General features: G+C 52.0%; 12 protein-coding genes. All 12 read right to left on the bottom strand.

The genetic code is table 11. The features are described from left to right. Window positions 1-23 precede the first annotated feature (23 nt). The gene (locus tag E1H14_RS01970) at window positions 24-506 is read right to left on the bottom strand and encodes an LEA type 2 family protein (protein ID WP_149389764.1); all 483 of its coding nucleotides are present in this window, start codon (window positions 504-506) and stop codon (window positions 24-26) included. A gap of 162 nt (window positions 507-668) precedes the next feature. Further along, on the bottom strand, window positions 669-2,567 hold the full coding sequence (gene parE, locus E1H14_RS01965) for a DNA topoisomerase IV subunit B (protein ID WP_149389763.1): 1,899 nt from the start codon (window positions 2,565-2,567) through the stop codon (window positions 669-671). An 11-nt stretch (window positions 2,568-2,578) separates the two neighbouring features. Next, entirely contained in the window at window positions 2,579-3,214 is a 636-nt protein-coding gene (locus E1H14_RS01960) for a YqiA/YcfP family alpha/beta fold hydrolase (RefSeq protein ID WP_149389762.1), read from the bottom strand. 24 nt (window positions 3,215-3,238) lie between these two features. Then, window positions 3,239-4,081, bottom strand: coding sequence for a metallophosphoesterase (locus tag E1H14_RS01955; RefSeq protein ID WP_160141999.1), 843 nt, complete (start codon window positions 4,079-4,081; stop codon window positions 3,239-3,241). Next, window positions 4,039-4,479: a DUF1249 domain-containing protein gene (locus tag E1H14_RS01950; protein WP_149389760.1), complete on the bottom strand. Its 441-nt coding sequence runs from the start codon at window positions 4,477-4,479 to the stop codon at window positions 4,039-4,041. The genes E1H14_RS01955 and E1H14_RS01950 overlap by 43 nt, the downstream gene beginning before the upstream one ends. Next, window positions 4,480-5,127 (bottom strand): NUDIX domain-containing protein, encoded by a 648-nt coding sequence (locus E1H14_RS01945; protein ID WP_149389759.1) that lies wholly within the window; start codon window positions 5,125-5,127, stop codon window positions 4,480-4,482. It lies immediately after the preceding gene. Next, entirely contained in the window at window positions 5,124-8,015 is a 2,892-nt protein-coding gene (locus tag E1H14_RS01940) for a bifunctional diguanylate cyclase/phosphodiesterase (protein WP_149389758.1), read from the bottom strand. The genes E1H14_RS01945 and E1H14_RS01940 overlap by 4 nt, the downstream gene beginning before the upstream one ends. A gap of 177 nt (window positions 8,016-8,192) precedes the next feature. Continuing rightward, entirely contained in the window at window positions 8,193-9,053 is an 861-nt protein-coding gene (nfo, locus tag E1H14_RS01935; RefSeq protein ID WP_149389757.1) for a deoxyribonuclease IV, read from the bottom strand. 72 nt (window positions 9,054-9,125) lie between these two features. After that, window positions 9,126-10,694 carry an alkyl hydroperoxide reductase subunit F gene (ahpF, locus tag E1H14_RS01930; protein WP_149389756.1) on the bottom strand — a complete coding sequence of 523 codons (1,569 nt, stop codon included), beginning with the start codon at window positions 10,692-10,694 and terminating at the stop codon, window positions 9,126-9,128. A 91-nt stretch (window positions 10,695-10,785) separates the two neighbouring features. After that, entirely contained in the window at window positions 10,786-11,349 is a 564-nt protein-coding gene (gene ahpC / locus E1H14_RS01925; protein WP_149389755.1) for an alkyl hydroperoxide reductase subunit C, read from the bottom strand. Window positions 11,350-11,454: 105 nt separating this feature from the next. Then, the gene (recJ, locus tag E1H14_RS01920) at window positions 11,455-13,194 is read right to left on the bottom strand and encodes a single-stranded-DNA-specific exonuclease RecJ (protein ID WP_149389754.1); all 1,740 of its coding nucleotides are present in this window, start codon (window positions 13,192-13,194) and stop codon (window positions 11,455-11,457) included. Between the two features lie 94 nt (window positions 13,195-13,288). Beyond that, the gene (gene thrC, locus E1H14_RS01915) at window positions 13,289-14,680 is read right to left on the bottom strand and encodes a threonine synthase (RefSeq protein WP_149389753.1); all 1,392 of its coding nucleotides are present in this window, start codon (window positions 14,678-14,680) and stop codon (window positions 13,289-13,291) included.

Raw genomic sequence — 14,680 nt, 5'->3', positions numbered from 1 at the left:
CTGGCGCTTTGAAAGCAGGACACTCAAGGCAAGAGTGGACGTGCCGCATTCCACTGGAAGCGCCCCACCTCTTCGACATGAATCATCGGCAGCAAGGAGCCGGCATCTAAACGCGCTTTAAATAGATATTGAAAGCTGTCACGTTGCGTTGAAAAGAGATCACTGAGTAAGCGGGCACTGCCTAGGAGATCGGGGCTAGCCTGAATCACAAAGTCGGCACTGCCATAGGCCGGCACACGTGGCAGATCCGGTGTCGCACCACTGAGGATCCGATACCCCTCTATCTCCACGGCATAAGTCATGCCTTTGAGTGGCAAAGCCACACGATTGGGATTGACCACCTGCACCCCGATTTGAAAGCTCGGTGCCAAACCTGAACTGCCAGGCGCCAGGCTAAACGAGGTGATATTGACCTGTGGCTTTTCCGCGACCCCTTGCAAGCTTGAACAACCCTGCAGACCAAGGAGAAACACACTAAACAAGACAATACTGAACCAACGGGGCATGGTGAGCTCCTCACTTCATCTCGATTACAAATCGCCTGATGAATCTCAAGCGTGGCTCGCAATGAATAAACCTTAAGCCATCAAATGACCTTAGCCCGTTGCAAAGCCTTAGGTCGTTAGAAGCCTTATTAAAAGCCCTTGGGCCTGAGCCTAAGCTGAATATTAGCCCACTTCAGCCAGATTCCCTTTCTCTTCTAACCACTGTTTACGATCACCGGAACGTTTTTTCGCCAGCAGCATATCCAGCACTTCTTGCGTATCATCATTCGCTTCCAGCGTGAGCTGGACTAAACGGCGCGTATCAGGCGACATGGTCGTTTCACGCAGCTGCAGAGGATTCATCTCGCCCAATCCTTTAAAGCGTTGCACCCCAATTTTGGCGTTTTTACGTTCGGCTCGAATACGGTCAATAATGCCATCACGTTCAGCATCATCGAGAGCATAGTAGACCTCTTTGGCGACATCGATACGGTACAAAGGCGGCATCGCCACATATACATGCCCGGCCTCGACCAGAGGGCGGAAATGACGCATAAACAGAGCACACAAGAGGGTCGCAATATGCAGCCCATCGGAATCCGCATCCGCCAGAATACAAATTTTACCGTAACGTAAACCTTCAAGTTTGTCCGATCCTGGGTCAACGCCGATGGCCACCGAAATATCGTGAATCTCTTGTGAGGCCAGAATTTCTGTGGAATCCACTTCCCAAGTATTCAAGATCTTCCCGCGCAACGGCATGATGGCTTGAAACTCACGGCTACGCGCCTGTTTAGCCGATCCACCCGCGGAATCTCCTTCCACTAAAAAGAGTTCAGATAATGCTGTGTCGGCACCTGAACAGTCGGCGAGCTTACCTGGCAAGGCTGGACCTTGCGTCACCTTTTTCCGCACCACCTTCTTGCTGCTACGCAAACGCTTCTGAGCATTGCTGATCACCAACTCAGCAATTTTTTCACCCTCTTCCACATGCCTGTTCAACCATAGCGAGAAAGCATCCTTCACCGCACCGGAAATGAACGCGGCAATACCACGTGAAGATAAACGTTCCTTAGTTTGTCCGGAGAACTGAGCATCTCGCATCTTGGCAGACAGGATGTAACAGCATCGCTCCCAGATATCATCTGGAGCCAGTTTCACGCCACGGGGCAATAGATTGCGAATTTCACAGAACTCACGCATCGCTTCCAGTAAGCCCGTGCGTAAACCGTTCACATGGGTGCCACCCTGCGCGGTGGGTATCAAGTTGACGTAACTTTCCGCCGTCAGATCTCCCCCTTCCACCAGCCACTGTACCGCCCAATCTACGGCATCCTCTTCACCGGTGAGGCTGCCACAGAAAGGTTCAGCCGGGAGAGTTTCCCAAACCTGCGTCGCGCCTTTTAGATAGGATTCCAGCCCCTCCTCATAGAACCATTCCTCTTTTTCCACCTGGCCGCCGCTCAGTTGCTGCGTAAAGGTGACACGCAACCCCGGACAGAGTACCGCCTTGGCACGCAGATTGTGCTTCAGGCGCGACACACTAAAACGCGGACTGTCGAAATATTTGGCATCGGGTGTAAAACGCACGCTGGTTCCGGTATTGCGTTTGCCACAACTGCCAATCACTTCCAGATCGGAAACCTTCTCTCCATCCGCAAAGCCGATACGATACACCTGGCCATCGCGCTTGATCTCGACTTGCAGCAACTTCGACAAGGCATTCACTACCGAGACACCCACACCGTGTAAACCGCCGGAGAAGGTATAGTTGTCGTTGTTAAACTTACCCCCTGCATGCAAACGCGTTAGGATCAGCTCCACCCCACTGATGCCCTCTTCAGGATGGATATCCACCGGCATACCGCGTCCATCATCGGTGACCGACAGAGAACCGTCTTCATGCAGCACCACATCTATCTGCTTGGCATGCCCGGCCAGCGCTTCATCGACAGAGTTATCAATCACTTCCTGAGCCAAATGGTTTGGACGATCTGTCTCGGTATACATACCTGGACGGCGCTTGACCGGATCTAGGCCACTGAGAACTTCGATAGATTCTGCGGTATATTGCTTCGACATGGGGGTTCCGTTCAGCTAGTCACAAAGGGCAAAGGGGTCGCAGGCGGGAGTGCCAACTCACCCTGCGCAAAGTCTAAAATTGCGGGGATGAGTGTAGCAAACTCTTCAAAGCCATGACTGCCCCCTACCTGGACAAATTGGGGAGAATCCGGCAAGAAGGCCAGCGCCTCACGATAATCTAGGGTGAGATCCCCGGTTTGCACCAAGAGTAGGTAACGTTCGGGATGCGTCACACCACCGACACGTAGATCCAATAACTGCTGCAGATGCTCAGGTGTTAATTCATAGGCTTCGTGGGTGTAGAGGTTTTCATTCTGCCCCAACCAATCGGCCAACAAACGATAGGGATAAATCGCAGGATTCACCAACACAGCCCGCAGTTGTGGAGATTGCTCCGCGAGGTAGAGTGCATAATACCCCCCCAAAGAGCTACCAATCAGGGTGATGGGGCGAGCCCCTGCCGCTTGGATACCCGCTTGAAGTTGAGCCATCGCCTCGGCAGGCCAGTGAGATAAGCGCGGCACCCAAAGCTCAAAATCGGCGTCCGGATGCGCCTGCAGCGCGCTGTGCAGGACTTGCGCCTTCCAGGACTCGGGGGAGCTATTAAAGCCATGTATATAGATAAGCAGGGGGGTAGATCGCAGCATCACCTTCTCCAAGCGTTATACCGATCAGCCTTGTGGTGCATCATGCCAAGCCGACGCTAAACGTCGCACCTCACATTCAATGCGGCCATCGTCATGTAAATGATAGAGATTCACGCCCGGTAAGGATGCAGGCAGCAGATGTTCCACCTCAGCATGACCACAAGCCGGACTAAACTGCAAAGCCGTGGAAGGGGCGGACCAGACCTCAATTCCCTGATGTTGCCAATAGAGCGCTCGATGCAGATGTCCACAGATCAGCCCTTTCACTCGCGGAACTTCTTGCAGATAGGCCCAAAGCAACTCAGCATCTTGCAGCATAATGGCATCTTGCCAATCGGTGCCGGTCGGGAGGGGATGGTGATGGAGCATGAGTAGAACAGGCATTTGCTGAGGTTCACTGCGGATCTCTGCCAAAACCTGCCAACTTGCTGGACTTAAATAACCGGCTCCGCGTCCATCCGCGGCATAGGTCGAGTCGAGACAGACAAGCTGCCAAGCTCCCAATAGACATCGCGTTCGGCTCAGCTCAGCAGGCGCCTTGCGTTCCACTTCCTGCATTGCTGTGCGATCATCGTGGTTCCCTGGCAACCAAATCTTGGGACAGGGCAAGGCGGCTAGCGCCGCTAAAAGTGCTTGATAACGCTCAGCCGCACCATGATGAACCAGATCTCCCGTCAGCACTAACAGGTCAGGATAGATAGCTTCATCGAGCAATTGTGCGATCAACGCCTTGAGTTGAGCCTCTGGGTCTTGATCGCGAAACAAACCTCCCGCTTGCGGCATCCAATGGCAATCACTGATTTGCAGCAGCAACTTAGCGGCCATCAAATCAGCACCTTCTGGGTTTCTAAGCCATAACTCAGACATTGATTTAACCATTCCCCCAGGAACTCATTGAGCTGACGCTTTTCATCCGGTTGATGCATCTGCGGATTAGGATAAGGATACACACCACTGAGTTGACGCCGACGACGCGCACAGACCACCTCGGCCAAGCGCGCATCATGATACAAGCGTATCACCAACTCCGGTGATTGCAGCCAAGGCGAAGCATGCCCTTCCTGAACCCCCATTACTACGGTGCTGGTGTAACGAAATTCCTCTTCGACCTCTAAGCGAATACGCTGATGACCACGGCTAGACGCCAACTCAAACTCACGGCGCACGCCGGCCGTTAAATCGGGTAGAAGTTTATACAAACGCAGATAGTTACTTTGCCCCAATGCCATTTGGCGTGTGAGATCGGGCACATATTTCGCTTTCATTCATCTCTCTGGATTTGAGGGCGCCAATCGAGTTCGCCCTTGTGCCAAAATGCGCTCTTGGTGTAAGCGCAACCATTGTACCGCAATGATGATCGCACCATTGTTTAACACCCCTTGATCCAAGAGTTGAAATACCTCAAGCATCGGCAGGGTCAAGACTCGGATATCTTCCCCTTCTGCGATCAAACCGGAGATTTCGCCGGCCTGCGTTGAATCCACAAAACCATAAACCAGATGAATCCACTCATCGCTGCCACCGGGACTGCTGAGATAACCGAGAATCGGTTCTACGGCATCGATCTGCAGACCGGTTTCCTCCAAAGTTTCACGACTGGCCACCTGATCCAGCGCTTCATCTTCCTCGATCATGCCTGCGACCAACTCCAGCAACCAAGGGCCACCTGGCGCCTCTAAGGCACCGGCACGAAACTGCTCGATCAAAACTAAGGCTTCGCGCCAGGGATCAATCAGTAATACGGCCACGGCATGGCCGCGTTGAAAGATTTCACGGGTCACACTCAGGTAACCGCCCTGGAAAGTCGGGTGTTTGAGGTGTAAACGACTCAAGCGAAAAAAACCCTGATAGAGGGTTTCTTCCTGCTCTAGGCTCACCTCTTGTGTCGGCAGTTGCGGTTGCCAAAACGTCATACGCCCTCCTGAGCCAAAGCATGCGACAGAAATTCATCTGCCGGCATCGGGCGACCAAACCAATAGCCTTGGAAAGCCACACAGGCCGCCTCCAACAAAAAGTCTCTTTGCGCTTGGGTTTCCACGCCTTCGGCAATCACTTGCAAATTAAACTCCTGAGCCAAGCGAATAATGATACGGGTAATCGCCGCATCATTGCTGTCTAAGGGTAACCCATCAATAAAACAGCGATCAATTTTGATCTGATCCAGTGGCAACTGTTTAATGTAAGCCAAGGAAGAATAGCCTGTACCAAAATCATCCAACGCAAAGCCAAAACCTGCCGCTTTTAAATAGTGCATACGCTCGATGGCGAACTGGATATCATCGATCAAAACACTTTCGGTCAGCTCCAGTTTTAAGCGCTCGGCGGGAATTGCGTACTTTTGCGTTAAGGCGATTAAGGACTCAACAAAATCGTTTTGGCGAAACTGATGCGCACTGATGTTAATCGCCAGCACCCAATCGCGCGCGACAGGATGGGTTTGCCATACCTGCAACTGACGACAAGCCGCCTCCAAAACCCAGTGCCCTAAATCCAGTATCAAACCTGACGCTTCTGCTATCGGAATAAATTCAGCGGGCATCACCAAACCTCGCTGCGGGTGTAACCAACGGATCAAGGCTTCAGCACCCAGTATCCGGCCTTGAGCATCCACCTGTGGCTGGTAAAAAAGCACGCATTCATTAGTCTGCAGCGCATGGCGCAGCTCATGCTCCAACTGCGCCTTATGCAGCACCTGAGTTTGTAAGGTTGGATCAAAGAAGTGCAAACGATTACGGCCACTCTCCTTAGCTTTGTACATCGCCAGATCCGCTTGTTTCAGCAGTTCTTCAGCAGACGCCTGACCTGCAAACAGGGTGATGCCGATGCTGGGCGTAATCACCTGGGCCTTACCCCCTAAACGATAGGATTGACGCAGGGTATCAAGGATTTTTTCCGCGATTTCACGCACTTTGGCCGCTGCTTTAAGCTCCTCTTTGGTTAAATGTGACAACATAACGACAAATTCATCGCCGCCAAAGCGAGCAACGGTGTCTTCTTCTCGCACACAAAAGCCTAAACGTTGCCCCACCTGAATCAGGAGCTGATCCCCAACATCATGGCCAAGGGTATCATTCAGGGTTTTGAAGTTATCCAGATCGATAAACAACAAGGCCCCTAATTCTTGATGGCGCATCTGACTTTTTAATTGTTGTTGCAGACGATCCAATAACAGGCGCCGATTGGCTAATCCCGTCAGGGCATCATAAAAGGCTAGATGGCGGATTTGATCCTCCATCACCTTACGCTCACTGATGTCCGTGGCGATGCCACAAAGCGCATAAATTTCGCCATTTTCTCGACGCAGTGGCAACTTCACCGTCAGAAAGGTATGCCACGCATCTTGGCTGATTAAGTAGCTCTGCTCCTCAGTTGCCACGCGCTCACCTCGTTGCAGAACACGTGTATCCTGCTCAGCAATCAAGCGCGCACTTTCTGGGCTGAAAAACTGCGCATCTCCTTGACCCAGAATGGCTTCCCGCGGCTGTGCAAAAATCTGCTCGACCTTGTGATTGACATAGGTATAGCGATAGTCACAATCCTTAATGAAGATGTAAGCCTCTACACTGTCCAGAATGGTAGCAAGTTTACTCTCACTCTCTTTCAGTGCCTCAGCCTGTTCTGCGAGACGCTGTTGTTGCTCATGTCGCTCGGCATGATACGCCGCGAACAAACGTCCCGACCAACGCGAAAAGCCCAGTGAGCCCAAAAGCGCTAATCCCAGGGTTAACATCATCACGAGAAGATAATCTTTCCAGGCTAACGACAAGGCCTGCTCAAACGCCTGCATCTCGGATTGCAGTATGCCTTTTGCCTCATCCTCATATAGGGTGGCCACCAAAATCCAATCCCAGAAGGGTGATGATTCCACCCAGGCCGTTTTCCAAACAGGCTCCTCCTGATCCGGCAACCTCCAGAGGTAGCGCAGATAACCACCGCCGGCATTTGCAGTCTGCAGCATCAACGCCAAAGCCGCCGACACCTGCTCGTTGTATTCTGCCGGTGTATCTTGCTCAAGATGGGGGCTGTCCACGGATAACAAGACCTGACCCGAGCGATCCAGAATCGCAATATAGCCTTCCAACCCTATACGGTGAGTTCGCAAGCGCATCAGCATCTCGTATTGCTGACGCTTCTCCCACTCATAGGTGTAATCCCCAGCTCCAATCAGCCAGTCAAAAGGCTCAAAATAACGGACATAGGCTAACTTATCCGCCATACGGCTAGGATCATCAGGGCGATACCAACGGTAACGTGAATATCCCTCCCCCTCCGGCAAACGCGCCGCTTCGATCAGACCCTGCATAATAAAATGACCACGATCATCCTGATTATCAGGCAGGAGCTGGCCTTCAAATTCAGGCGCTGTGGGTAAAAGAATAAAGCGCCCGCTCATATCATCGATAAAATAATAACCACGCTCTTCAAAAAAACGTGCCGGGCGCAGAGCTTCCACAATTAAACGCTGCTGCTCTGCAACAGGTAGGGATTGGCTTTGTGTATAGAGGCTTTGTGCGATCGACCAGGCTTGATCGACCTGCTCTCGCAGATGCATTTTCAGCTGCGCATCCGCCTGTTGTTGGATGAAGTGAATGGACTCCAGTGCGGTTTCCATCTCAGCCTGTAAGCGCGCTTCAATTTGGCGTGAGACAGCCGCCTCGATACGCTGAATCGACGCATTGTGCTCTTGCACCTTGTGCCAGGTAAAGAATCCAGAGAGCATCAGTGTTAAGCAGCTGATGATCAATAGAGTGCCGATAAGGTGTAGACGCGGTAAGGTGCGTGCTTGATCCGACAGTTGCATACTTCTCCAATCTGCCGTGGGCCTTGAAAGATTCTGGCTCATCATAGAATGAAGGCAAGAGGCTGAACAGAGTCAGGGCAACCTCTTGCTGGAATTCGGTTCACAACCTCTGCTTATCGGGTGTTTATTTGACCCGTATCAAGCTTAGCAGACACCCAAAATCCGCGTTTGGGGCCACTAGGCTTGAGGGTCCGCGGCAAAACGGCGCAGTTGCTGTATCTCTTCAGTCCATCTTTCTGGCTCTAGCGTTTCCAGAATCAAAGGCATCTTTTGGAAGCGTGTATCGCGCATCAGATAACGAAACACGTCCCAACCGATCTCACCCTGCCCCAAACACTGGTGACGATCGATCCGACTGCCCAACCCTCCTTTCGAATCATTCAGATGCATCGCCTTGAGATACTGAAAACCGACGATCGAGGCAAACTCATCAAACGTCTGAGCGCAGGCTTGCGGGCTGCGTAAATCATACCCTGCCGCAAAAATATGGCAGGTATCGAGACAGACCCCCACACGCGTTTGATCCTCCACCTGGTCAATGATCTCAGCCAGCTGCTCAAACCTATACCCTAGGTTACTCCCCTGCCCAGCTGTTGCTTCAATCACCGCGCACACACCTGTCGAGCTCTCTAATGCCAGATTGATGGAATCAGCAATGCGCTGCAAACAGGCACTCTCGCTGATTTCACGCAGGTGGCTACCCGGATGAAAATTTAACAGACTCAAACCCAACTGCTGACAACGCTGCATCTCATCTTTAAACGCATGGCGTGATTTCTCTAAGGCTTCGGCATCAGGATGCCCCAGATTAATCAAATAACTGTCATGTGGAAGAATCTGCTCGGGCTGAAATCCGTAGTCTTCACAACGCCGCTGAAAGGCCTCTATCGACTGAGGCGTGAGAGGTTTGGCTTCCCAGCGTCGTTGATTTTTCGTAAACAAGGCAAAGGCATTGGCACCGATAGCCGCTGCATTATCCGGCGCATTTTCAACGCCACCTGAAGCGCTGACGTGGGCGCCTATCCAGTAATCCGTCATCTTGCCTCCACAGACGTATGATGAAAAAAAGCCCGGGCTGCAAGCAGGCCGGGCTTTGAGGAGAACGCTGAGTTATGCCGCTTCTTCGTCTTCTACTGAAGAACGAATCAGGTAATCAAAAGCACCCAGTGCTGAAGCGGCTCCACTGCCCATGGCAATGATAATCTGCTTGTAAGGTACGTTGGTCACATCCCCGGCAGCAAAGACACCCGGAATGCTGGTTTCACCCTGGCTATTGACTTCAATTTCACCGAAACGCGTCAATTCCATATCGCCTTTGAGCCATTCCGTGTTCGGCACCAAGCCGATCTGGACAAAGATACCGGCCACATCCAGATCAAAGAGTTCGTTACGCTCACGATCCTTATAGGTGAGGCCGATCACCTTCTTACCGTCACCCCGCACCTGGGTTGTCTGCGCCATCTTAATGATGGTGATATTTTTCATCGAGCTGGCTTTTTTCTGCAACACGGCATCGGCACGCAGAGTGTCACTAAATTCCAGGACGGTGACATGCTCAACAATACCGGCCAGATCGATTGCCGCCTCAATACCTGAGTTACCGCCGCCGATCACTGCGACACGCTTACCTTTGAACAGAGGGCCATCACAGTGTGGGCAGTACGCCACGCCTTTACCACGATACTCCTGCTCACCCGGTACGTTCATTTCGCGCCAGCGTGCACCCGTGGCCAGAATTACCGCTTTAGATTTCAGAGTCGCGCCGCTTTCCAGATCGATTTCGATCAGCTTGTCTTTACGCAGCTTCTGCGCACGCTGGTTAACCACCACATCCACATCATATTCTTTAACGTGCTGCTCTAAGCTTGCGACCAGCTTGGGGCCTTCGGTGTAATTGACCGAAATAAAGTTTTCGATTCCAACCGTATCCATCACCTGGCCACCAAAACGCTCAGCGACCACGCCAGTACGAATCCCTTTACGTGCAGCATAGATCGCCGCCGCTGCGCCAGCAGGTCCACCGCCTACGACCAAAACATCATAAGGCTCACGCTCATTCAGAGCCGCCGCTTCACGCTTCGCCGCTCCCGTATCCAGTTTGGCCAGAATCTCTTTCAGCGTCATCCGCCCCTGACCAAAGGGTTTACCATTAAGCAGAACGGTGGGCACCGCCATGATCTCACGCTCAGTCACCTCTTCCTGGAAGAGGGAGCCATCGACCATCACGTTGCTAATATTCGGATTCAAAATCGCCATCAGGTTGAGTGCCTGAACCACATCTGGGCAGTTCTGGCAGGACAGCGAAATATAGGTTTCAAAATGAAATTCACCCTTCAGGTTTTTGGCCTGTTCAATCAATTCCGGCTCAGCTTTGGATGGATAACCGCCCGCCTGCAATAAAGCCAAAACCAGAGAAGTAAATTCATGTCCCATAGGGATCCCGGCAAAGCGTACCCGTGCGGCTTGTCCCTGAGGACCGACGGCCATACTCGGCGCACGCTCACTGCCATCGTGAATCTGCGTCAGGCTGATCTTGCTGTTCAGCGCAGCAATCTCCTGACACAAACTCAGTAATTCTTGTGATTTAGCACTGTCATCCATGGACACGGATAGCTCAATCGGATTAACGATATTCTGCAGATAGGTGTCCAATTGCTTCTTAAGATTCGCGTCCAACATGAGACTGTCCTTTAATTTAATCAATCAAAGAGAGGGGGTAGAGAAACCGGCCCCAGATCAGGGCCGGCTATATCACACCTGAGGGGTGAGATTAGATCTTGCCAACCAGATCCAGAGAAGGCGCCAGAGTTTCGCCACCTGGCTGCCAAGCAGCTGGGCAAACTTCGCCGTCGTGAGACGCAACGTACTGAGCTGCCTGGATTTTACGAACCAGTTCTTTAGCAGAACGGCCAATGCCCAGATCGTGAATTTCAGCAACTTTGATCTGACCTTCTGGGTTGATCACGAAGGTACCACGCAGAGCCAGACCGTCCTGCTCGATCATCACGCCAAAGTTGCGAGTAATCACACCGGTTGGGTCGCCGATCATTGGGAACTGGATCTTCTTGATGGTTTCAGACGCATCGTGCCAAGCTTTGTGAGTGAAGTGGGTGTCAGTAGAAACTGAGTAAACTTCAACGCCCATTTCCTGCAGCTGTGGGTAGAAATCAGCCAGGTCACCCAGCTCAGTTGGACAAACGAAAGTGAAGTCTGCTGGGTAGAAGAAAACCACAGACCACTTACCTTTCAGGTCAGCATCAGAGACCTGAACGAACTCACCATTGTGGTAAGCAGTTGCGTGGAAAGGTTTTACCTGAGTATTAATCAAAGACATTGTGTTCTCCTATAAGGGTTGTCGTTACTCAACGAAGCCCATAGTAGGCGAATGTCTAAGATTTTGGAAATTAAGATATGTTACAGTTTTGATTGTTTTTAACTATCAAGAAGCGGAGGGTGTTAAAAAATCCACCATCAACTGCAACTGCGTCTGGCCTCGAAAGTGATTCACATCCAAGCGATAGACAAGATCCACCCACTCAATCTCTGGATTCGGCCAGATCTGCAGATCGATATTAAAAGCAATCGCGTCCCAGGCCTGCTGCCCCTGAGCTTTGGCCAGCAGTAATTTCAGATGTTTTTGCCCTACCAAGCGTTGCTGCAAAATACGAAAACGTCCTTGAAAGAGAGGCTCAGGGAATTGATGCCCCCAAGGACCGGCATCACGCAACAGCTGCGCCAGTTCTAGGGTCATCTCGCTTTCATGCAACTCACCATCTGTGAGCAAACGGCGTTGCAAGGCACTGGCATCTAGCTGACGGCGCACCTCCGCATCAAACGCCTGTTCAAAAGCTGATAAATCCGCACGCGCCAAAGATAAACCTGCCGCCATCGCATGCCCTCCAAACTTGCGGATCAAACCCGGATGCCGCGCAGCGATGGCATCCAGTGCATCACGGATATGCAAGCTGGGTATTGAGCGTGCCGAACCTTTAATTTCATCCCCCTCGCCGGGTGCAAAAGCGATCACAGGCCGATGCACACGCTCTTTAATACGGGACGCCAAGATACCCACCACCCCCTGATGCCAACTGGGTTCAAACAAGCACAAGCCCCAGGGGAGATCCTGCTGATCGAGGCTAAAACGCTCTAACCAAGCCTGTGCCTGCTGCTGCATGCTACCTTCAATATCGCGGCGCTCCAGATTCAGATCATTAAGGGTTTGTGCCATCTCCAGTGCCTCTTCATACACCTCAGACAAGAGACACTCTATACCGATCGACATATTCTCCAGGCGACCCGCCGCATTCAGGCGCGGTGCAACAGCAAAACCAAGATCCGAAGCCACCAACTGCTCACGCCGCCGACCCGACACCTCTAACAAGGCCAAAATGCCAGGGCGCGCCAAACCCGCACGAATCCGCTGCAAGCCTTGATATACCAGGGTGCGATTATTGCGCTCTAAGGCTACCACATCGGCAACGGTTCCCAGTGCAACCAGATCCAATAACTCGGCCAGATTGGGCACCGCACGTTGCTGTGCGATGAAATAACCCTGCTGTTGCAGATGGCGTCTTAAAGCGATCATCACATAAAAGATCACTCCCACTCCGCAGGTCGATTTAGCCATAAACTCGCATCCGGGTTGATTCGGATTAACGATGGCACAGGCTTGTGGTAGCTGCTCTCCAGGTAGATGGTGATCGGTGATGATCACATCCATGCCTAAACGCTTGGCCGTCTCCACCCCTTCTAGGCTGGAAATTCCATTATCCACCGTAATGAGTAGCTGCGGCTGTTGCGCCTGCGCGGCCATGACAATCTCAGGGCTCAAACCATAACCAAAACGAAAACGATCAGGCACAAGATAATCGACCTGTTCTGCGCCCATCATGCGCAAGGCCAAAACCGCTAGTGCCGTGCTGGTCGCACCATCACAGTCAAAATCTCCGATGATTAACATCCGTTCTTGCTGGCGTAACGCCTGCTCCAGACGCAAAACCGCTGAATCCAAGCCCTTTAGCGGTTGATCGGGTAAAAGCTCACTTAAACGACGCCCAAGATCTGCGGGATCTTCAATACCACGTGCCGCATAAATACGCGCCAAAACCGGATGCAGGCTTTGCAGCGCCGAGGGAAGACTGACAGGAAAAGACCGCGCGAGAACCTGAACGTTAGACATGCCAACTCAGCTGTAGGTAAGTGTGGCAGAGACCTTAGATGAGATCCCTGCCACAGGCTAGAACTTAAAACTCTGGATGGGTTTGCAGTGGCGCTTAATGTTTAACGCGCTCAGCCATAAAGGCTTGTACTTCGGCTATGCGATTTGGCAAGACGCTATAACGCTCTTCACGTTCAAACAGATCGCTCAGATGCGCGGGTAACTGCGGGGATTGCAAACCCGCTTTAACCACCGGCTCCGGGAATTTCACCGGATGCGCGGTCGCCAGCGTAATCATCGGCACCTTGCTATCACGACGGCATTCACGCGCCGCTTTCACGCCAATCGCTGTGTGCGGATCCAGCAAATAACCGGTCTCAGCATGTACCTGGCGAATCACATCACAGGTGGTAGCATCATCCACCGCATAGCTGTCAAACAGCGCACGGACAGCTTCCCAACGCTGGGGTTCAAGATGTACCGCCTCTTTCTTAAAGCGTTGCATCAGATCTGCAATCGCCGCACCATCACGGCCATACACATCAAACAACAGACGCTCAAAGTTAGAAGAAACCATGATATCCATCGAAGGTGAAAGGGTATGCTCCAACTGACCTTTGGACATATCGTTACCCGAGATCACACGGTGCAAGATGTCATTACGGTTGGTCGCCACTACGAGCTGACGTACGGGTAATCCCATCTGCTTAGCCAGATAACCGGCAAAAATATCACCGAAGTTACCCGTCGGTACGGAGAAAGAAACCTCACGATGCGGTGCCCCCACCGAGAGTGCCGAAGAGAAGTAATAGACGATCTGCGCCATGATGCGCGCCCAGTTGATCGAATTCACCGCACCTAGCTTTAAGCCTCCGAGGAAGGCTTGATCCGCAAAGCTGTCTTTGACCATCTCCTGGCAATCGTCAAAGTTGCCTTCCAGCGCAATGTTATAAACATTATCCGCTAGAATCGTCGTCATCTGACGGCGCTGAACTTCAGATACACGGTTGTAAGGATGCATGATGAAAATATCCAGGTGCTGGCTGTGGCGACACCCTTCAATCGCTGCTGAGCCGGTATCTCCCGAGGTCGCCCCCATGATCACCAAACGCTCGCCACGCTGGGCCAGCACATGATCCATCAGACGCCCTAACAGCTGCAAAGCAAAGTCTTTAAAGGCCAAGGTTGGGCCATGGAAAAGCTCCAGTACCCACTCATTGCTGCCCAACTGCACCATAGGCGCTACACCGATATGATTAAACCCAGTATAGGTTTCATCAATCATGCGCTGCAGATCAACGTCGGCAATACAACCGGCCACAAAAGGCTGAATGATTTTAAATGCCAGCTCGTTATAGGGCAGCTCAGCCCAAGAAGCGATGGTTGCGGCGCTGAAATGCGGCAGAGTCTCGGGGACATACAACCCTCCGTCTTCCGCCAAACCGGCTAATAACACATCCGCAAAATCCAGTACCGGTGCCTGACCACGTGTAGAGATATATTTCAT

Origin of the sequence: Nitrincola tapanii (assembly GCF_008368715.1) — a bacterium.
Taxonomy (GTDB): domain Bacteria; phylum Pseudomonadota; class Gammaproteobacteria; order Pseudomonadales; family Balneatricaceae; genus Nitrincola; species Nitrincola tapanii.
Note: the sequence above shows the minus strand (reverse complement) of the source record. Positions and strands in the feature narration are given on the sequence as shown.